This is a genomic window from Bacillus sp. EKM206B, from assembly GCF_011066015.1.
In the GTDB taxonomy this organism is placed as follows: Bacteria; Bacillota; Bacilli; order Bacillales; family Bacillaceae; genus Bacillus; species Bacillus velezensis.
This window is the reverse complement of the sequence record NZ_JAAMNL010000001.1, coordinates 449568-469927: the sequence shown is the minus strand read 5'-3', so window position 1 is coordinate 469927 and position 20360 is coordinate 449568. Positions and strand designations below refer to the sequence as shown.

Sequence of the window (20360 nt, the reverse complement as noted above, 5' to 3'; positions counted from 1 at the left end):
AGCAGGATCGGGTTTTTTTATATAATAAGAGAATAGCAGAATCCACAAAAAAGCAGACCATTCGCATGATCTGCTCTTTTTAATTTTTCTTTACCAATCTCTTGTAAAACTTGGTAAATGGTTTAAATTGTTCATTTACTAACCCTGTGACCTCTGCTATGATTTGCATAAATACAATCAATACAAAAATAATAAACAGCGAAAGCCATATGGTCGCGCTTTTCAGCAGGATGGCACTGACGCTGAAAATAAAGCCGATTAAATAAATGATAATGACAGCCGTGCGGTGTGACAGCCCGAAGGCCATCAGCCGGTGGTGTATATGTGACTTATCAGGCGCTGAGATCGGCTGTTTGTTTAAAATCCGCCTGATGACGGCGAATGTCGTATCAAAAATCGGCACGCCCAAAATGATGATCGGAATGATGATACTGAATAAAGTAACACTTTTATAAAGACCTAATAATGAGAGTACTGAGATGACGTATCCGAGAAAGAGCGATCCGGTATCTCCCATAAATATCTTTGCCGGATGAAAATTATAAAACAAAAATCCGAGTGTGCTTCCTATCACGACAAGTGAAAGTGACAGAATAAGGATTTTCCCTCCGGACAACGCCATAACGGCGATAGTGGAGAGTCCGATGACCGACAGGCCGGCAGCGAGTCCGTCCAAACCGTCAATCAGGTTCATCGCGTTCGTAATACCGACGATCCATAACACAGTCAGCGGGTAAGCGACCCATCCCAATTCTAAACGTTCCGTTAAAAACGGTACGGAGAAAAAGTCCATTTTCAGTCCCGTGCTCACAATCATAATGGCCACGGCCAGCTGGACGAAAAACTTTACCTTTGCGCTTAATTGGTATTTATCATCAAGGATTCCTAAAATAACAATAATAAACGCACCCACTGTAATGGCGGTCATTTTTGTTTCATTATATATGCCGGCCGCGAGCACACCCGCCGCTACGCCGATAAAGATGGCCAGGCCGCCCATACGGGGCATTATTTTATCATGTACTTTTCGGTTGCTGGGCTGGTCAACTGCACCTATTTTGATCGCAATTTTTTTTACGATAGGAGTTAGGATTAAAACCGTTAGCAGAGAGACAAAAAACGCAACAACTATGCGAAACATGCGTTCGTCAAGCATAAAGAAGTCTCCTTTGGAATTATATGAAGTCTTTTCTGATATTGAACCGTTCCTTCCATTATAATTCTTACTAGTTATTATAACAAGCATCATCAAAAAGAAACACGCAAATCAAAAAATGCGCTTTCCCTTTTAATGGGATTGCGCATTTTTCAATATACCCGTGCATTCGAGCATTCGGCCGAATAAAACATTCCAATCCCGTCTCCGGGCCAATTCACGGCGCAAAGCCTCATATGATCCGCTGCAGTCCGCTGCCAGAAGCGCGTCGCAGGCCGCGATGAAATCTGCGGGGTCACTCCCTTCAACGTATTCATAGACGAAAGGCCTTTTGATTTTTGACGTAGAAGAAAGGTTGCAGCCGACAACCGGTTTCCCGGCGGCTAAAAATTCAAAAAGCTTAAGCGGAAATACCGCGTCATTATAAGGTGAATTTTTATACGGCATGATGCCGATGTCGACAAGCTGCATATAGGACGGCACCTCATTCGGCGCGGCAGGTCCCGTCCAAATGACATTCGGACGCTTCAGAAGCGACTTGAAATCCGGATCGTCCTGAGCCGTGTTCGGGCCTACCAATAAAATCGTCCAGTCAGGCCTCACATCTGCCGTTTCCGCCATAAGCGCAAAATCGAGCTTCGGTTTGATTCCGCCGATAAAACCGAGAACCGTTCCGTTCCGTCCCCGTAAAATGTCTTCATCCGGCTGTTTATTTTCCCGTGAAAACAGGTCATATTCCACTCCGTTTTCAATGGTGAACACTTTCTGGTGCGGGTTCTCCAGCTTTTTTCCGACCTCCTGGTGCAGACAGTCAGATGTACACGTAATGGAATCGGCACGCTGAATGATTCTCATTTCCGCCTGTTTAATGATGTTTCTTCTAACATTTGACAGCACCCCGGACCGGCCGCTGATCGGAGCGGCCCACAGATCACTGCAATCGTAAATCACTTCATCCCAAGGAAACAGATCTGCCAGCAGCGGAAAACCGGGGAAGGTGTACCATAAGCAGCAGCGGGCCCCTTCTCCTTCTTCCTTCAGCATGTTCACCAATGGTGAAAGCTTATGCCTGTAGCACATGTCTGTATACCTGCCGAAGCGGAAAGCTTTTTGCCGCATGAGATCCTTTACAGTGAACTGCCGGATTCCCTCGGCGATCCCGGCCATCTGACCATCATTGGCTCGCGGAGACGGGCATACCCAAATGACGCTTTTCGTTTCTTTTTGCCGGGCGAGAAATTCAGCCAGCCGGTGCCGTCTGTATCTCAGCCGGTCATGCCCCCATTCTGCTGCTCCGACGATTACGTGAATAATCGGTTCCACCTTCATCACCCAGCTCCTCTGACGCCTACAGTCTTTTCAAGACCGCGTTTTTTGCATATTGCATAAAACACCACGAAGCCTTGATAAAATGCAGGCGCTCAATTTCTCTATAAACAAACCACGTTTTTTTTGCGGCTTTCCACTTGTTGCTTGAAATCGAATTCTGCACAAGCCTGTATTCTGAAAGGCACTCATTCAGGCCGTAAGCCGTAAATCCCCTTTTCAGCAGGGAAAGCCATGTCGCTAAATCCTGCCGCGTTCTGATATCAGGCATTTGAATCTGCCCCGTCTGCTCTCTGTCAATCATGACCGTTAAACACCCGATAATCGTGTTTTTTAAAGCTTCATCATATGACAGGCTTTCAGGGGCTTGAATCGTTTTGTCCGTCGGCGTTCCGTCCTGCTCCATGACGCTGTAGCCCGTAAATGAAAAAGCGCAGGACCGCTCTGCCATAAACGCAAGCTGTTTTTGAAGCTTTTCCTTTTTCCATCTGTCATCGCTGTCCAGAAATGCGACATAACGGCCCTTGGCATGTTTAAGGGCTGTATTTCTGGCAGCCGCGGCTCCCCCGTTTTTATCTAAATAAACGACGCGGATCCGCTCATCCTTTTGTTCATATTGCCGTAAAATATCTCTCGTTCCGTCCGTTGAACAATCATCCGCGATAATCATTTCCCAATGCGGGTGGCTTTGATGTAAAACAGACTGAATCGTGTCTTCGATATATTCACTTGCATTATAAGACGGTGTAATGACAGATACGAAAGGTTTCCAGTTTGTCATGGTCACATCTCCATCGCAGATTTTTACAAGGACTCTCTAAAAAACTCAGGAATGACAATGAACATAAATGCAACTGCAATGCCGATTAAAACGCCCAGAACCGCTTTCTTTTTCGGCGGCATGCCTTGTCCCGCCGTTTCATTCATCGGCTCTGAATTGATGATGCCGGCCGCTTTCAGGTTCAGCTGCGTATTTTTCAATTCGTATAAAAATCGTTCCTTATCCACTTTGGCGTCCGCGCTGACGGTTTCTCCTTCAAGCGCAGCAATACTCTGCCGCACTACTTTTGCCCGTTTTTCAAACAGGTCCTGATCATTCTTCAGAAAAGTTGTTATGACGGCTTGAAACACCGATTCGGTCTCCTGTTTGTTTTGGCCGCTGTAGCTGACCGTGATCAATGAATCTGATTGTGTTTCGACAGTCAGTTTACTTTTCACGGCCGCTCTTTCTTCGTCTGTTTTATCAGGCAAAGCCTGCTTTAAAAAGGCATCGCTCGTCAAAAGGAGCGGGATTTCTTTTGTATTGTTATAAAGCGGATGATCATAATTTCCCGGGGCGATCGCGGCTTCTGATGTAAAACTGCCGTTTCCGCTGATTTTTGACGGCAATACATATCCCGCCGCCCCTAACACAACGGGCAGCGCAATGATCCAAATGATATTCTTTTTGATACGCCGGGTTATTCTTGTCAACATATCCTTCATCTCGCATCTCCCTGTTTTTCATAGTACGCCGTGACGGCAGGCTCCTTTTGTAAACGCCTCAATATATTGACCGCCGCGATCACGAGCGAGAGAAATACCCAGTGGAAAAATAAATTTGATACGGAGCTTGGGCTGATGCTGCTTACCAAAAAACCGGCCATCGCCGTGATAAGTCCTTCTGTGATCAGTCTTGACTGATTTTCCGATTTTCTTTCATGACATTTATAAAGTGTCCAAAAAAGGAACAAATAGACTGTCAGGTAACCGAGCATCGTAAGCACGCCGAAGTTCGCCATAATCTCGACGAGCCAGTTGTGCACCTCAACTACGCCGCCCGTATCATAAACGGGCTCCGCTTTTAAATAGTAAGAGACGTTTCCGGCACCCACTCCGAACCCCCAGGAATCAATCACATAGTGAAAGGCGTTTTTTAAAAGATTCGCCCTCGCAAGGTTGGAAGGAAGCGGTTGCTGTCCCGGCATCGCTTGCGGAGCTGAAAACAGATTCAAGACGGCATTGGTGATACGGCCCGCAAATAAAACCGCAAACAGCGCCGCACCCGCTCCCGCTGCGTACAGCGCGAGTTTTTTCAACAGGGAAGGCAGCAGGATGAAGACGTATACAGCCGCCCCCGCGCATATGCCCAGCAGACTCGCGCGCGAACCGGTCAAAATGATTAAATACAAAGCGCAGATCGCAAAGAGCAGGCTGACGGCCTTCACATAGCCGTTTTTCATATTTTTCACCGCCGCCGCATACAGAAAGAAACTGATGCACAAAAAGGTAGCAAAATCATTTTGATTAAAGAAAACGGACGTCGGATAATGCTGTTTGTACTGCGGGCCGTTATAAAGCGTGGAGCTCGGCAGATGGTGGTGTGTAAAATGGTTGTAAAAGCCGATCGCCATCACAAAAATGGTCATCACAAGCCATATGCCGTAAAAAACCATCAGCTGATCAAAGCGCTGAATGAACATGACAATAAGATAAATCAAAAACATGCCCATTCCCATTAAAGCTAAATATTTAATCCCGTACGTCACGGATTTTGCCCACAATAACGATAGGAGACCGTATGTAAACCATAAGGCGAAAAACATCAGAACCCCTTTTACATTCACCCGATTCCATCTGTCAATATGATGACGGTTTGTCAGGATGCCGGCGATGTGAAGGGCGCCTGCTCCGATTAATAACAGCCGGTATATAAATAAGCTGAAAAATCCGAGATGGACCGCAAAGAAGGCCTGGTTTAAAAATGTACACGCGATCAGGATATAAATGAGCCCCATAAACATCTGACCGTTTGTTGTAAAGGCGGATAGCAAAGCAAGTCCGGCAATACCGATCATGGCGGCAAACAGCAGCACGGTGATTTTTCCGAAGCCGGCATCCGCCCTGACCGCCTCCAGCATGATGAATCCTCCTGTAATGAGAGCGGCAAGCAGCACAAGAACATGTGCCGCTGAACGTTTGATACTCACATGGCAAACCCCTTTCCAAAACCGGCAGCCGAGCCGGGCTGCCGAGAGCCTGAAGACAAATCTTTTTCTATCTTGCCAGTTCTTTTATTTGCCGATCGGCATGAACCGCCGGACGTCCGACGGAATGATAAGTGAATCCTGAAATCCTCATATACTCCAGCGGAAACATATTTCTGCCGTCAATGATGACCGGCTGTTTGAGCAGCTGCTTCACTCTCTGAAGATCCATCTCCTTGACTTCCGGCCAATCTGTTGTAATCAGGCATGCGTCCGCGTTTTTGATGGCACTGTACAGCTCTGTGTGATATTCAATGCCGCCGTCTCCTAATATCGCTGACGCTTCGGGAATCGCGATCGGATCATACGCTTTCACGTGAGCGCCCTGCTCTTTAAGACTTGCGATGATATCAAGAGCCGGGGCGGAGCGGACATCATTTGTGTGCGGTTTAAAGGCCAGCCCCAGTACGGCCGCGGTTTTCCCTTTTAAGGGACCGATGGCGCGGTTCAATTTTTCCGTAATACGGACCCGCTGCTTCTGATTGGTTTCAATGACGGCTTCCATCATTTGAAACGGATAGCCGGCGGCGTTTGCGATATGCAATAAAGCCGTTGTATCCTTCGGAAAGCAGGATCCGCCGAATCCGATGCCCGCCTGGAGAAATTTATTCCCGATCCGGCTGTCAAGACCGACGCCTTCTGACACGTGGGAAATGTCCGCCCCGACACGTTCGCAAATATTGGCGATATCGTTAATAAAAGATATTTTGGCGGCTAAAAAAGCATTTGCGGCATACTTAATCATTTCCGCGCTTTCAAGATTGGTCTTTACGATCTTCGTACGGAACGGCTTATGAAGCTCTTCAATGACCGAAGCGGCATGTTCGCTTGTGGCGCCGATGACCGCCCGCTCCATCTGCATCGTATCCCGCACCGCCGAACCTTCGCGGAGGAATTCAGGATTTGACGCGACATCAAACAGATATTTTCCCTTTGACGCTTCGCTGACGATTTGGTAAACGAGCTTTCCTGTCCCGACCGGAACAGTGCTTTTGGTGACAATGATTTTGTATCCGTTCAGCTGTTCTCCGATTGTTTGCGCCGCTGCCTTAATGTAGGTCAGATCGGCTTCACCCGTCTTTGACATCGGCGTACCGACGGCGATATAGATGATATCAGCGGCTTTCACAGCCGGCTCAATGCCGGCCGTAAAGGATAAGCGCCCGGCACTGACGTTTTTTTCGGCTAATTCCTCAAGCCCTGGTTCATATATCGGGATGACTCCGTTTTGCAAGCTTCTGATTTTCGCTTCATTGATGTCACAGCAAGTCACATGATGGCCGATTTCCGCAAAACAAGTTCCAGATACAAGACCTACATACCCTGTTCCTAATACAGCGATTTTTTTCACAGCTTCATCCCTCTTTCGAAAGGTTCTCCTCTTGCCCGGCCCGGTTCATTACGGATCGGTATTTCTCTTTCAGCGCTTTCGCGTTTTGGCTTGCGTCAAAATACGTGCGGACGGTTTGATAAAGTTCCTCGGCTGTTTGCGGCGTCCAAGCCTCTCCTTCGTCATATTGCAGAATCGATTCTGCCAGCGTCTCAGGTGAACCCGGCTTGATCAGCAACCCCCGGTGTTTCCCGAATAAAGAAGCCAATCCTCCGACATCGGTACAGATCACCGACACCTTCAGAGCGAGCGCCTCAATGACCACAGTCGGCATGCCTTCGCTGTAGGACGGCAGCGCCATTACATCCGAAGCCAGCAGATAGTCCTGTACCTTGTCGTTCGGCACTTGCCCCGTGACGATATGAGCGGCTTCACGCAATGAAGATGCGGCGGGACCATCACCGACAAAGACGGCTTCATATCTTTCATCCAATGATTGAACGGCTTTTGATAAGTCGAAAACGCCTTTCTCTTTGACAAGCCTGCCGATGAACACGATCAGTTTTTTATCCGGAGGAAGGCCGAGCCGTTTTCTGACGGCTTCTTTCGTCTCGTTCTTTTTTCGGAAGGCGTCAAGCGTGATGCCGATCGGAAGCACGCTGCACTCCGCTTCGGTGAGCTTTTTCATTTGTTCCCGCAGACTGCCGCTCACAGCGTAAATATCGGCTGCTTCCCGCACCGCAAATGTAAATGCGCGATGAGCGCTTTTGCTGTAATGCGGATAGACATTGACATCACTGCCATGCAAGGTCAGCACATACGGAATGCCTAAAGCCTTTGACACAATGGCGGCCGCTCCGCCTGACGGCATGGCGAAATGCGCGTGAATCAGGTCGGGCTTCAGGCCATGATTTTTAATCGCGGAAAGAACCGATGACGCCATTCTTTTATGCGGCTGCACCCATTTCAGCTGCCCGGGAACCGCCTGATAAAACGGCCGGTGGACGGACACGCCTTTCCGCCATTCATGCGCCGGCCTGATATCCGTTTGCCGATATGTCTTTTTCAGCACCCGGAATGGCGCGGCGAGTTTCGGCCGCGGACAAATGACGGTCATCTCCGCGCCAAGCTTTCTCAGTTCTTGCGCCTGCGTCTCATGAAAAACGCCTTCCCCCGGCTTCTCACTGCTCGGATAGACACTTGTCATCCACAATACCTTCATAGCAAACGTCCTTTTCTTAATTTACTTTTCATATGCGGATAAGCTTTTCCTAACAGGAATAAATAACACAACGCGCCGCAGGCTACGGAGATCGCCAGACGCAGCTTGACATCAAGGCTGATCCGCTCCGTGCCGAAGCTGGCTGTAAAAGCGATGACACCCATTGCCGCCGTAAGCAGAAACGGTTTGGCCACGGCTTTGAAGTAAGCCGACAGCCGCAGCTTAATGACATATGCCAACAGCCAGCGCCCGATCAGGAAATTCAGGATGCTGATGAAAGCGTACGTCCAGGCTACCGTCAAGAGATTTCCGGACAGCACGGCGGCGTACAAAGATGCACCATACAGCAGCATCACCCCGGCGTCCCAATAAAACGCCAGATCGGCCCGCCCTTTTGCGAGCAGCACAGATCCGTTCGGATTCATCAGAACCCTTAATATCCCGACGATGGCGAGAACGTTTAAAACCGGGACAGCCGCCAGCCATTTTTCTCCGAATACCGAAGCCACGAATGCATCCGACACTGAAACCAAACCGAGCAAAAGCGGAAAGGATATCAGCGCGAGTATTTTGGTCATATTGAGAAATCCTTCTCTGATAACGCTGTTTTCATGCTTGTTTTTCGCAAAGACGGGAAACGCGACTCTCGTAATGATCGGATTAATTTTTAATACCGGAAGCGTGACAATCTGGTAGGCCAGATTGTAAATGCCGAGCGCCTCAGCGCCGATAAAACTGCCGATCAGAATCATATCAATATTCGCTCCGAGCCGGTTCACAAGCCGGGAAGACAGCTGAAAGGCCCCGAAAGAAAAGAAGCCTTTCATTCCTTTCAGATCAAAAACCAACGCCGGTCTCCATGTTTTTCTGCAGGCCATCCAGTACAGAATGCCTTTTGACGATTGCAGCAGCACCTGAGAAATCACATAGGCGAGAATCGGGTCCGTATAAAAAACCGCGGCCGCCAAATACACGAAGGACAGCACATTTGAAAAGATTTCAATCTTGCTTAACGTGTTAAATGCCAGCGCTTTTTGCAGCATATACTGGTATTGCTGACCGATCGGCGCGATTAAAAACATGACGGCCAGCACGCGGATTAAATAGAAAAGCTCCTCCCGCCGATAAAAATCGGCGATGAGCGGACTGCTGAAAAACAGCAGCGCAAACAGCGCAAGCCCCGTTATGATATTCAGCCAGTACAAGGAAGACATCTGTTTATCAGTCACATGATCTTTTTGAATGAGCGCGGCGCCAAAACCCATATCCAGCGCAATTTGGGCAAACACCACTACCGTTGTGATCATGCCGACAAGGCCGAATTCAGCCAGTGACATGACCCGCCCGAGCAGGGCGAATTGGACGATTTGAATGACCGTAATACACGCTGTCGAAATACTTGTCCATTTGGCGCCGCTCAAGATTTGATTTGTAATACTAGGCATCGTTTTCCCTACTTTTTTGTCTGCTGACCAGAATTTTTATCGCGCCCCGTCACCGGTCCAGATCACTTTGCACGTTTTGAGCATAATCTTCAGTTCCAATGAAAAGGTCAGGTTGCGGATATAATATAAGTCAAACATCAGTTTTTCCCTCGGTGTCATGTCATATCCCCCGTTGACCTGCGCCCAGCCGCTTAATCCCGGCTTAACGGCCAGCCGCTCCGTAAACCCCGGAATCTCAGCCTGAAACTGTTCCGTAAACACGGGACGCTCGGGACGCGGGCCGATCAGGCTCATTTCTCCCCGAAGCACATTTACCAGCTGCGGCAGCTCATCAATACGGGTCCTTCTGATAAAAGCGCCGACCTTTGTCACGCGGGGATCCTTTTTCAGCGCCCAGACCGCCCCCGATTTTTCAGCATCTATTTTCATAGAGCGGAGCTTATACAAATAAAATGGCTTCCCGTCTTTGCCTACCCGCTCCTGCTTATAAAAAGCCGGGCCGGGCGACTCCAAACGAATCAGTATGGAGAACAGGCCCATCACCGGGAGCGCCGCCAAAAGCCCCGCAAGCGCAAACACAATGTCCATGAATCGCTTAAAAGCCAAATAACGGGCCGTTCTTTCCGTAACGGCAGCGGAAGTCCCCTGCCGCACTGCATAGTTATTATTTACATTCATGCTTTTCTCTGCTCCCACTGACACACACCTCACGATTTGTTGGGATGTTTGATGACCTATGCCGTGAGTTTAGCAGATGGATGTTAATTGGAAGTAAAGGAAGCGTTAATGTTTATTAGAATGTTTCGATTATTGTTTTTTTATTGTAAATCTATTCATATCCATATTTGAGACAAAGCATAATGAAAAATAAAAAAAACAGACCGGTATGAACCGGTCTGTTTCCATGAAAAAATTATCGGAAATAGGAGGAAACGCCTTGGGTGATCCCCGCCGCGAGTCTGTCCTTTTTCGTTGATTGTTTTAAAATATTGGCATCAATCGGGCTTGTGACAAAACCGGTTTCTAACAAGACACTCGGCATTTTAGAATACTTAATGACGTAAAACCCGGCAGTTTTCACACTGCGGTCACGCGTGCCGAGAGCAGAAACCATTCTCGGCTGAATATTTTGGGCAAGCCTCAGACTGTTTGCGGATTGGTACGTTTTATCATAATACGTCTCCGTACCGTTTGCACTGCTGTTATCATTTGCGTTCGCATGGACGCTGATGAAAATATCGGCGTTCGCCTTCGCCCCTTTGTTCACTCTCTCCTCAAGCGAGTCAAAGGTGTCGCCCTTCCTCGACATTACAGTAAGCGCGCCCGCGCCGTATAATTGATTGTTAAGACGCGTAGCGATATCAAGATTTACATTTTTCTCAAGCAAGCCGTTGCCGGTTGCTCCTGAATCCTGATAGCCGTGCCCCGGATCAATAAAGACCGTTTTGCCGACAACGGGATTTTTAAGCTGCGACGCGGCATTGTTGCTTAAAGATGACGCACTTCCTATGACGGTGAAGCTGGTGATGTTTTTACTTCCGATATACGTCCGGACGTCTTTTGACAGACTGTCTCCATTCGTCAGCAGGTGAACTCTTCCCTGCTTGGCGCTCAGCACGCCTCCGACGATGGTATCCGCCTCTTTAAAACCATTGGTAACAAACGTATAGCCTGTGCTTAAGCCTGTCTTTTTTGCAAGATTCACAGACAGGTTATAGCGGTTTTTGCCGCTGATTCTTGAAGGGTTCGGCAGTTTATTGTAAAGTGAGCTGCTGATGCTGCTTGTCCCGCCAATGACAATCGTGTTTTTAATCCCTAAGCTTTTGATCGCATTGGACGTAGAACCATTTAACGTTGAATCATTAGTGAATAAAATCGGATATTTTTTAGCGGACGCATAAGAAATCGCAGCCATTCCATCTGCATCAACAAACCCGTTGACCACAAGGGCTGTAGAAGATCTTGTCATTTCACCCGCCACTTTTGCGGCTGTGGCATATCTCGTGCTCCCTGATAATCGTTTGACACTGATGCCTAATTTAGCAATTTGATTTTCAGTATTTTTCGAAACGGCAGGTGTGCCGCCTACGATAATCACATTTTTCGTTTTTAAATCAATTAATCCCTTTTTTGTACCGGCAGACAGCTGATCTTTATTTGTAAACAGCAGCGGCGCATTTTTTTGATATGAAAGCGGCGCAGCGGCAATTGCATCGGCATATGAAGTTCCGCCGGTGATAATTACCGTTTTCGCTTCACCCCATGATTGTTTTGCCGCCAGTACAGCCGTATCATACCGGGTGCTTCCGCCGATCCTTTTAACCGTGTTGTCAGCCAAAGCGGAAGGGACAAATAGAATGACCCCGAGAATAAAGACGGGGAGACATTTTATGATGAATTTCAATCCGATCTCCTCCACAGAAGTTTAGTAGTTTGTAAGTGCTGTATTAGGGTAATAGAACGCAAGAATAGAAGTATACGGCTCTCCGGCCTCCGCTCTTTCTTTTGCTCCGTATTGACTCATTCCTACGCCGTGACCGTATCCCTTTCCTGATATCGTGATTTGCGAAGAATTACCGGACGCATTGGCGTATGTGCTTTTAAAAGATGAAGCTCCGATCATCGTCCTGAGTTCAGACGCTTTCACCTCAACAGATGCAGTCTTGTTCATGACATAGCCCTTCGACTTGTCATTCACATGGTACGTGACCTTCACCGCGGCGTCTTCCGCGCGCTGGCCTTTTGTTTTTCCGGTGAGCGAGAGATCAGAGATGCTTGCAATTTTTATGGAACTTGCATTGGTTTCTTTATTTTTCATCAGCCAATTTTTTATTCCGTTGAGCTGCGCGGCATTTGCTTCGTTTGTTTTAGACCACCAGGATGCGGGATTTTTCATATCCAGACCCGCTGGCAGCTGCTGCTTCTGCAATGTTAAAGACCAGCTGATTTCCGGATCTTTTGTATCCTTTTTGGCTACTAAATACGGCACTTTCGATCCCCACACTTCATCGCCGGCTTCCATGTAACCGCCATTGCTTGATGAGTAAGTGGCATCTATCAATCTGCCGGAATAAGTTAGCACTTTCCCTTTTGTTCCGTTAACGGCTGCGGTGGCGTTTGGATACCAGCTGTATCCCCCGTAAACCTGAAAGGCCGTTGTATCCGCGACTGTTTGTCCCATCTTGCCGATAGAGTAGGTGCGGGCGGCAACAGCCTGGGCTTTCAGCGCTTCTGTCGGCCAGCTTCCCGGCATTTCATTCGGCAGGACACCTTTCAGATAATCCTCAAAAGGAATGTTTTCATTAACAGGTCTTACATATTTGCCGGATTCCGCAGTAAAACTCATATTCCCCAGATATGGCTTCCCGTCAATGCTGATTGTGTTTGCTGTTGAATATTTTTCAGGAACCGCCTTGAAAGACGTTTTTCCGCTGTTAATGCCTGCAACGCCTAATTTGCCGCCGGACGTTTCAATACGGTACGTCTTTCCGTTTACGAGATAAAACTCTTTTGCGTAAGCAGCCTTAACTGAATCGGCAATTGAATTCGCGCTGCCTATTAATGTATAAGAATAGGTGCCTTTCGTTTTAAAAAGGCTGGCCTCGTCGGCGGGTGTTTCGCTTTTTTTGATGTATACAAGCGGCATGTGATTTGCGGCGGCAATATTTGATCCGACAACGATGTCCGCTAATTTAGTCCCGTTGGCAGCCACCGTTTTGCTTGCATCCATGCCGAGCGAAGTGACTGCGTTTGCTGATATTTGATATCTGTTTGATCCGGTAATTCTTTTGGTGACCGAGGCCTTCTTTTTAATTTGATTCTCCACATCTTTGCTGACGCTTGAAGTGCCTCCCATGATGATCACTTTTTTAGGCAGATTGTAGCTCGGAAGGGAGTCTTTTTTCGTCAGGAGAATCGGATAGCCGTTTTGCGCAGCATAAGGCGCGATTGCCAGCGCATCCGTATATACATCCCCCGTTACTACGACCGCCTGGTCATAGCTGCCCATTTCGGCCGCAATATTTTTGGACAGATCATATCTGTTTTTTCCGCTGATCCGTTTCGTGCGGCCGTATTTCTTCAATGTCTTTTCCGCGGCTGACGAAATACTGTTCGTCCCGCCGATGATTAAAATATTATCCGGACTGAATTTCTTGATTTGCGCTTCTGTGCTGCTGCTCAGTTTTTTTGCTTCAGTCAGCAGAACAGGCGCTTTCAGTTTATTCGCTAAAGGAATGACGGAAAGCGTGTCCGCAAAATAAGCATCCGTATTAACGACAACTATGTTGGACGGGTTTTTCCAATACTTGGATGTCGCGGCGTTAGCCGTATCATATTTGGACGCGCCTCCCAATCTGGCAACGGAGGAGACATCGCTTCCCGTCAGTTTATAAGTTCCTGAAGGTTCGATATTCAGAGTCGATTTATTACCAATATAATTCGTCAGTTTTACTGAGATATCAGAACTGGACGCAAAAGTGCTTTCCGGTAATAAAGCCAGGCTGAATATCACAGAAAAACAGACAGCCCATATTGTTTTCTTCAATTTTTATCCCGCCTTTTGCTGATCATGGTGTATTATTTTGCTTTCTCGATTTCCTTGATCTCTTTTTGGCCTTTATCATTTGTGAAATACGTAATGCTGACTTTGTCATTTTCGCTGAATTTATTCAGAACATCAGAGAAATCATCAGAAAATTCAAAGCTGACGGGCTGATCATCCACTTTTACTTCAATTGTGTGCGTATCCGCCATACCGACATAATATGCCGTTTCTTTTTGAGCCTGGTTCTCCGAAGAACCGCTTCCCTTCTTTGATTGATCCGCCGTTCCGCACGCTGCCAATACAACAGAAAAAAGCAGTATTAAGAACGAAGCTGCAATAGTTTTTTTCATTTTTTTCACCTCATCTTTATGTATCGTCTTATACTAACTTTTTTTTAAGGTAATTTTAAGGTCTTTTTGTAACCTTTTTTTAAGAATTTCGTCTATTACATGGTTATAAGTAAAAATATGACTGGGTTTATAAAGATTAGTAAATTGTATCAGGAAAGTTAATAGAAAAGGTGATGACAAATGAGAGCTGAACGAAAAAGAAAGAAGAAAAAAGTTCTTCTGACAATCGTAACAATCATCGGGCTGTTAGTTTTATCATCAGGAGGCTACGTCTACTACTTGTGGCACAAAGCGGCTTCAACGGTGGCAAGCATTCAGGAAGACTTGAAAAAATCGGACAAACGTGACACGGATATAGATCTCGGAAAGAAGGATCCGATTTCTGTTTTAATCATGGGCGTCGATGAGCGGAAAAATGACAAAGGGCGCGCGGATACGATGATTTATATGACCGTCAATCCTAAAACGAATACAACAGAAATGGTCAGCATTCCGCGTGATACGTATACGAAAATCTCCGGCAAAGGTACGATGGATAAAATCAACCACTCCTATGCTTTCGGCGGAACGCAGATGGCCGCGGATACCGTCGAGGACCTGCTTGACGTGCCGGTAGATTATTTTGTGAAAGTAAACATGGAGAGCTTCAAAGATACCGTGGATACACTCGGCGGGATTACGGTGAACAGCACGTTTGCCTTCAACTACGACGGGCACTCTTTCGGAACGGGGAACATCAGCCTGAACGGCGAAGAAGCACTTGCCTACACGCGTATGAGAAAAGAAGATCCCCGGGGGGATTTCGGCAGGCAGCAGCGCCAGCGCCAAGTGATTGAAGGGATTATTTCTAAAGGGGCAAACATCTCGTCTGTCACGAAATTCGGAGATATGTTTAAGGTCATTGAAAACAATATGAAAACAAACATGTCATTCGATGATATGTGGACGGTTATGACTGACTATAAAAATGCCCGCAGCAAAGTCACTCAGCATGAACTGAAGGGAACGGGAACGAGAATCAACAATATCTATTATTACAAATTAGATGAAGCAAGCCTCGCTTCAGTCAAAAAAGAATTAAAAGAAAGCCTGAAATAATAAAAAACTCTGCATATGATGCAGAGTTTTTTTATTCTGTAAAAGGCTGCGGACGGGTTTTTCTATAGCCGTACCGATAAAGCAGTTCTTCCACAATCCGTTTTGAAGCCGATCCGTCACCATAAGGGTTTGACGCCTTTGACATCCGTTCATATTCAGCCTGATCGGTTAAGAGCTGTTTTGTCAGCTGATACACCGTTTCTTCATCTGTACCCGCCAGCTTTAATGTCCCGGCTTTCACTCCTTCGGGGCGCTCGGTTGTGTCCCGAAGCACCAAGACCGGCTTTCCGAGAGAAGGCGCTTCCTCCTGAACCCCGCCTGAGTCGGTCAAAATGAAACTTGCTTTCGCAGCGAAGTTATGGAAATCCACGACCTCCAGAGGTTCTATTAAGTGCACCCTGTCCGAATCAGCGAAATGGGCTTCTGCGGCCTCACGAACTGCGGGATTCAAATGAACGGGATAAACGACTTGTACGTCCTCAAACTCTTCAACGACTCTTCTGACGGCCTTAAACATCTGTTCCATCGGCCTGCCTAAATTTTCACGTCTGTGCGCTGTTAAAAGAATCATCCTGCTTCCTTCCAGCTTGTCAAAAATCGGATGAAAATAATCTTCCCGCACTGTCGTTTGAAGCGCGTCTATCGCCGTATTTCCCGTGACAAATATAGAATCCGGCTTTTTATTTTCAGCAAGCAGATTCTGTTCAGCCTGGCTTGTCGGCGCAAAATTCACATCAGCGATCACGCCCGTCATCTGCCGATTGATTTCCTCAGGGAAAGGAGAGTATTTATTATGCGTACGCAGACCGGCTTCCACATGGCCGACGGCGATTTGATGGTAAAAGGCGGCAAGGCTTCCGGCGAACGTTGTCGTCGTATCTCCGTGGACCAAAACGATATCTGGTTTTACTTCTTGGAACAGCTTGTCCAGTTTCAGCAAAGCATGAGATGTAATTTCTGAAAGCGTTTGACGCTCTTTCATAATATTCAAATCAAAATCAGGCGTAATGCTGAATGCTTCAAGCACTTGATCCAGCATCTGTCTGTGCTGCGCGGTTACAGTCACCAGCGAATCAATTTCCTGATATTTTTCAAGCTCTAATACGAGCGGAGCCATTTTAATTGCTTCAGGTCTTGTACCGAATACGGTCATTACTTTTAGTTTTTTCAACGGTTTGTCTGCACCTCGTTTTATATGTCGGATATCCCTTCATGTTAACATATTTATGCCGTTTCTTAGATATTGTAAAGCTTAATGGCAAACAAAGCAAAAACCGTTCCAAGACTCTTTGAAAGCGGATTAAAAGGTGTGAATTTTAATCAATTGTGGTAAAGTGGAAAAAGACTAGGTTATAGTTCTGAAAAAAAGATTTTGCAGAAACAAGGATGGTGTTATTCAGTGAAGAAAGTACGCAAAGCCATTATTCCGGCAGCAGGTTTAGGCACTCGTTTTTTGCCGGCCACAAAAGCAATGCCTAAAGAAATGCTTCCAATCGTTGATAAGCCGACAATTCAGTATATTATCGAAGAAGCTGTCGAATCCGGCATCGAAGATATTATTATCGTAACCGGAAAAGGAAAAAGAGCAATAGAAGACCATTTCGACAATGCCCCTGAACTGGAACGCAATTTAGAAGAAAAAGGGAAAATCGAACTGCTTCAAAAAGTGAAAAAATCGTCAAATATTGCGGATATCCACTATATTCGCCAAAAAGAGCCAAAAGGACTCGGTCATGCCGTTTGGTGCGCACGCAACTTCATCGGCGATGAACCTTTCGCCGTTCTTCTCGGCGATGATATTGTCCAGGCTGAAAAACCGGGACTTCGTCAGCTGATGGATGAATACGAAAAAACATTGTCTTCAATCATCGGTGTTCAGCAAGTTCCTGAAAGCGACACACACCGCTACGGAATTATCGATCCGTTAACAAATGAAGGCCGCCGTTACCAGGTCAAAAATTTTGTAGAGAAGCCTGAACCGGGCACAGCTCCTTCCAACTTGGCTATTTTAGGAAGATACGTTTTCACTCCTGAAATTTTCATGTACCTGGAACAGCAGGAAGTCGGTGCAGGAGGAGAAATTCAATTAACGGACGCCATCCAAAAGCTCAATGACATTCAGCGTGTCTTCGCTTATGATTTCGAAGGAAAACGTTACGATGTCGGTGAAAAACTCGGATTTATCGAGACGACGCTTGAATTTGCCTTACAGGATCAGGATATCCGCCATAAATTAATTCCGTTCATGAAGGATCTTCTTGAAAAAGAAGAAGCTGACGAATAGAAAAAGCTGCCGAATCCGGCAGCTTTTTTTATGTGATCTTTACTTTTTAGACGTTACCGTCAGTGTTTTATCAGCATTGTTCACCGAAAAAGTATATTCCTGGTTTTTAAGCAGGAGCAAATTCTGATTGATTTTGCTGCCGCCTTTTTCACTTAAAGCTGAGATGTCTGCGGGACGCGATAAATGAAAAACCACTTCGGAGACTGTATCCTTGTCAATCACTACATCCGTTTTTGCATCGGATGTTTTTAATACGTTCCGTCCGTCAGCCGTTTGTCCGGCAGCTGGATTTTTCAATTTACTCTGTACATCGTCCCGGCTTTTATTGAGATATGAGAGAAACTCTTCTGCTGTTTGGCTTGATAAACTGCCGCTGAAATCATTAAGCTGAACATCCGTCTTTTTTAAAGCGTTCACTTTATACAGATCAGTCTTTTTCATAAAGTACTCTTTATCGTTTAATTTCACTTTGGCCGCCTGGTTATTTTCGGCTTCTACCTGCACCTTCGTGCCGAAATTTACACTTGCGGAGGCTTTTCCTTTTATATCTTTTTCAGTATAAAGGTCCGCCTTTTCAGCTTTTACCAAAGCAGGTTTATTCACAGACTCATAAAGGCCGGCATCGCTCTGTTTGACGTCACCGAAAGATGTAATCGCACGCAGTGGCTTGTCTGAAAACATCGAAGCGCCTGCGCCGACAGCCAGCAATGCAAGCAGCGTAATCTGTATCGTATTGGCAATGAATTTGGGCTTCGCTTTCTTTTGCTGCGCCTGACTGATTTTCTGTTCCTCGGCTGCCCGCGTTCTGCCTTCAATCTGCTCGTTTTGATATTTCTTCTTTTCTTTCTTTGAAAGCTTGTTGAACCAATCCACAAAAGCTTTATATTCTTTCACAACGGCTTTCGTTTCGTCGAACATGCGCATTTCGCCGTAATGCATCCAAGCCACCCGATCACACATTTTCTCAATCTGTCCGATGGAATGACTGACGAAAAAGATCGTTTTGCCGCGTTCTTTAAACTCCGTAATGCGGTCCACACATTTCTGATAGAAAGTCTGGTCCCCTACTGAGAGCGCCTCATCAATAATAAGGATGTCAGGGTCCATATGCGCCGATATGGCAAAACCGAGACGGGATTTCATACCGCTTGAATAGCTTTTAACAGGCTGATCTATAAAGTCGCCGATATCCGCGAATTCAACGATTTTTTCATAAAGCTCGTCTATTTGCCGATTGTTGAGACCCATCATCAAGCATTTTAAACGAATGTTGTCCTTACCGCTTAATTGATTGTTTAATCCGGCAGAAATCGCGATTAAAGACGGCTGCCCGTTCATATCAATCTCCCCGCTTGTCGGCGGAATGATCTTTGCAAGCAAATTGGACATCGTTGATTTTCCCGAGCCGTTGATCCCTACGAATCCGATCGTTTCCCCTTCATAGACGTCAAAAGAAACATTTCGGACAGCGAAAAAACCTTTTTGATTTCTGTTTGGGAAAAACAGTCCTTTAATTTTGTCAGACTGTTTTTTATATAGAAAATACTGTTTTGAAACATTTCTGAACGAAACTTTTAGTTTCATCGTATAATCTCCTTACTATATTAAAGAAAGTCAACAAACTTATCTCTGAATTTCATATGAAGAAGTGAACCGACTGTTAATAACAGCAGTGTGACGAACCAGAAATACAGCGTGTATTTCACATCGTGGAAAAACCACTGCCCTTCCATAAAGCTGTCTCTAAAGCCCTCGATAATATAGAAAAGAGGGTTTAACTTCAAGATGGTCAAAACTTCAGGTCTGTTTCCGAATTTCTCCGCAATGTCCCAAAAAATCGGCAGAAGAAAAAAGAGCAGCCTTGTGACGGCTTGAAGCAAAAACTGATAGTCCCTGATTAAAACGCTGATGGTTGAATTAAACAGGCCGAAAGCAAACATAAAACTGATCATGCAAAACAAGTAATAAATATATTGCAGCCAGTGAAGCGTCGGAAACAGTCCGTTGCTCAGCAGCACAATAATATAAATCGCCATCATCACAAAGTAACTGAATAAATTCGATGCTATCACTACAGAAGGCAGTGAACTGATCGGAAAGTTCATTTTCGACACTAAATTTATCCGTTTAAAAACGCTGTTAGATGCATCCAGTATCGTCGGACTGATAAAGAACCAAGGAATTAAGCCGGCCAGCATCCAGACGATGAACGGTACGCTGTCTCCATTTCCAAGCACCATATCATGTCCGCCGCGAATCCCGAGACCAAATACGAACCAGTAAGCCAGCATTTGAATCATAGGGTTGAGAAACTGCCACAATATACCCAAATAGTTCACTTGATACTTTGATTTCGTTTCGTACACTGCAAGCCGCATAATCAGCGGAAATGAGTTGAATTGCTCTTTCAGAATTTTTACCAATGCATTCATTCTAATCTTCCTTAGTCGTAAGTTTTAGGTAATAGCTTTGACTTACAAAAGCACCGCTCATAATTGTAACAGATTACGATGTATTTTTCACTTCATAACAAGCCTGAATCCCATGAGCGCAACATGCCGTCACTTAAGCAAAAAA

General features: G+C 46.1%; 17 protein-coding genes. 2 read left to right on the top strand and 15 right to left on the bottom strand.

Annotation, left to right across the window (positions count from 1 at the left end):
* Nucleotides 1–79 precede the first annotated feature (79 nt).
* The 12 genes from G9F50_RS02345 to G9F50_RS02290 all read right to left on the bottom strand — a co-directional run bounded on the left by G9F50_RS02345 (nt 80) and on the right by G9F50_RS02290 (nt 14401).
* Nucleotides 80–1156, bottom strand: a complete 1077-nt coding sequence (locus G9F50_RS02345) for a glycosyltransferase family 4 protein (protein WP_003151382.1) — start codon at nt 1154–1156, stop codon at nt 80–82.
* Nucleotides 1157–1288: 132 nt separating this feature from the next.
* The gene (gene tuaH / locus G9F50_RS02340) at nt 1289–2485 is read right to left on the bottom strand and encodes a teichuronic acid biosynthesis protein TuaH (RefSeq protein ID WP_060562493.1); all 1197 of its coding nucleotides are present in this window, start codon (nt 2483–2485) and stop codon (nt 1289–1291) included.
* Between the two features lie 19 nt (nt 2486–2504).
* Complete coding sequence (gene tuaG, locus G9F50_RS02335; RefSeq protein ID WP_003151380.1) at nt 2505–3263, bottom strand: teichuronic acid biosynthesis protein TuaG; 759 nt, start codon at nt 3261–3263, stop codon at nt 2505–2507.
* Nucleotides 3264–3286: 23 nt separating this feature from the next.
* Nucleotides 3287–3967, bottom strand: a complete 681-nt coding sequence (gene tuaF / locus G9F50_RS02330) for a teichuronic acid biosynthesis protein TuaF (RefSeq protein WP_060562492.1) — start codon at nt 3965–3967, stop codon at nt 3287–3289.
* Complete coding sequence (gene tuaE / locus G9F50_RS02325) at nt 3964–5451, bottom strand: teichuronic acid biosynthesis protein TuaE (protein WP_060562491.1); 1488 nt, start codon at nt 5449–5451, stop codon at nt 3964–3966. Before tuaE ends, tuaF begins: the two co-directional genes overlap by 4 nt.
* A 67-nt stretch (nt 5452–5518) precedes the next feature.
* Complete coding sequence (gene tuaD / locus G9F50_RS02320; protein WP_060562490.1) at nt 5519–6859, bottom strand: UDP-glucose 6-dehydrogenase TuaD; 1341 nt, start codon at nt 6857–6859, stop codon at nt 5519–5521.
* 4 nt (nt 6860–6863) lie between these two features.
* The gene (gene tuaC / locus G9F50_RS02315; protein WP_165406489.1) at nt 6864–8060 is read right to left on the bottom strand and encodes a teichuronic acid biosynthesis protein TuaC; all 1197 of its coding nucleotides are present in this window, start codon (nt 8058–8060) and stop codon (nt 6864–6866) included.
* Complete coding sequence (tuaB, locus tag G9F50_RS02310; protein ID WP_060562488.1) at nt 8057–9505, bottom strand: teichuronic acid biosynthesis protein TuaB; 1449 nt, start codon at nt 9503–9505, stop codon at nt 8057–8059. The genes tuaC and tuaB overlap by 4 nt, the downstream gene beginning before the upstream one ends.
* A gap of 36 nt (nt 9506–9541) precedes the next feature.
* The gene (locus G9F50_RS02305) at nt 9542–10201 is read right to left on the bottom strand and encodes an exopolysaccharide biosynthesis polyprenyl glycosylphosphotransferase (RefSeq protein ID WP_003151373.1); all 660 of its coding nucleotides are present in this window, start codon (nt 10199–10201) and stop codon (nt 9542–9544) included.
* Between the two features lie 217 nt (nt 10202–10418).
* Entirely contained in the window at nt 10419–11909 is a 1491-nt protein-coding gene (locus tag G9F50_RS02300; RefSeq protein WP_012118582.1) for an N-acetylmuramoyl-L-alanine amidase, read from the bottom strand.
* A gap of 21 nt (nt 11910–11930) precedes the next feature.
* Nucleotides 11931–14051, bottom strand: coding sequence for a SpoIID/LytB domain-containing protein (locus G9F50_RS02295; protein WP_060562487.1), 2121 nt, complete (start codon nt 14049–14051; stop codon nt 11931–11933).
* A 32-nt stretch (nt 14052–14083) separates the two neighbouring features.
* Complete coding sequence (locus tag G9F50_RS02290; protein ID WP_007407496.1) at nt 14084–14401, bottom strand: hypothetical protein; 318 nt, start codon at nt 14399–14401, stop codon at nt 14084–14086.
* Between the two features lie 180 nt (nt 14402–14581).
* On the opposite strand from G9F50_RS02290, the gene tagU reads away from it, so the two are divergent.
* Nucleotides 14582–15499: a polyisoprenyl-teichoic acid--peptidoglycan teichoic acid transferase TagU gene (gene tagU / locus G9F50_RS02285; protein WP_003151369.1), complete on the top strand. Its 918-nt coding sequence runs from the start codon at nt 14582–14584 to the stop codon at nt 15497–15499.
* 31 nt (nt 15500–15530) lie between these two features.
* Here tagU and wecB read toward each other — a convergent pair whose 3' ends face one another.
* Entirely contained in the window at nt 15531–16670 is a 1140-nt protein-coding gene (gene wecB, locus G9F50_RS02280; RefSeq protein ID WP_060562486.1) for a non-hydrolyzing UDP-N-acetylglucosamine 2-epimerase, read from the bottom strand.
* Between the two features lie 228 nt (nt 16671–16898).
* Here wecB and galU point away from each other — a divergent pair, with 228 nt between their 5' ends.
* Nucleotides 16899–17783, top strand: a complete 885-nt coding sequence (galU, locus tag G9F50_RS02275) for a UTP--glucose-1-phosphate uridylyltransferase GalU (RefSeq protein WP_003151367.1) — start codon at nt 16899–16901, stop codon at nt 17781–17783.
* A 39-nt stretch (nt 17784–17822) separates the two neighbouring features.
* Here galU and tagH read toward each other — a convergent pair whose 3' ends face one another.
* Together tagH and G9F50_RS02265 are read right to left on the bottom strand one after the other, a co-directional pair.
* A complete protein-coding gene (gene tagH, locus G9F50_RS02270) occupies nt 17823–19367 on the bottom strand; it encodes a teichoic acids export ABC transporter ATP-binding subunit TagH (RefSeq protein ID WP_060562485.1) in 1545 nt (514 codons plus the stop codon).
* Between the two features lie 20 nt (nt 19368–19387).
* Complete coding sequence (locus tag G9F50_RS02265; protein ID WP_003151365.1) at nt 19388–20215, bottom strand: ABC transporter permease; 828 nt, start codon at nt 20213–20215, stop codon at nt 19388–19390.
* Between the last annotated feature and the right edge of the window lie 145 nt (nt 20216–20360).

What these genes read in the sequence shown, in the direction of transcription:
- G9F50_RS02345 (WP_003151382.1), bottom strand. Translation starts at nt 1,156, where the DNA reads ATGCTTGACGAACGCATGTTTCGCATAGTTGTTGCGTTTTTTGTCTCT.
- tuaH (WP_060562493.1), bottom strand. Translation starts at nt 2,485, where the DNA reads ATGAAGGTGGAACCGATTATTCACGTAATCGTCGGAGCAGCAGAATGG.
- tuaG (WP_003151380.1), bottom strand. Translation starts at nt 3,263, where the DNA reads ATGACAAACTGGAAACCTTTCGTATCTGTCATTACACCGTCTTATAAT.
- tuaF (WP_060562492.1), bottom strand. Translation starts at nt 3,967, where the DNA reads ATGAAGGATATGTTGACAAGAATAACCCGGCGTATCAAAAAGAATATC.
- tuaC (WP_165406489.1), bottom strand. Translation starts at nt 8,060, where the DNA reads ATGAAGGTATTGTGGATGACAAGTGTCTATCCGAGCAGTGAGAAGCCG.
- tuaB (WP_060562488.1), bottom strand. Translation starts at nt 9,505, where the DNA reads ATGCCTAGTATTACAAATCAAATCTTGAGCGGCGCCAAATGGACAAGT.
- G9F50_RS02290 (WP_007407496.1), bottom strand. Translation starts at nt 14,401, where the DNA reads ATGAAAAAAACTATTGCAGCTTCGTTCTTAATACTGCTTTTTTCTGTT.
- tagU (WP_003151369.1), top strand. Translation starts at nt 14,582, where the DNA reads ATGAGAGCTGAACGAAAAAGAAAGAAGAAAAAAGTTCTTCTGACAATC.
- tagH (WP_060562485.1), bottom strand. Translation starts at nt 19,367, where the DNA reads ATGAAACTAAAAGTTTCGTTCAGAAATGTTTCAAAACAGTATTTTCTA.
- G9F50_RS02265 (WP_003151365.1), bottom strand. Translation starts at nt 20,215, where the DNA reads ATGAATGCATTGGTAAAAATTCTGAAAGAGCAATTCAACTCATTTCCG.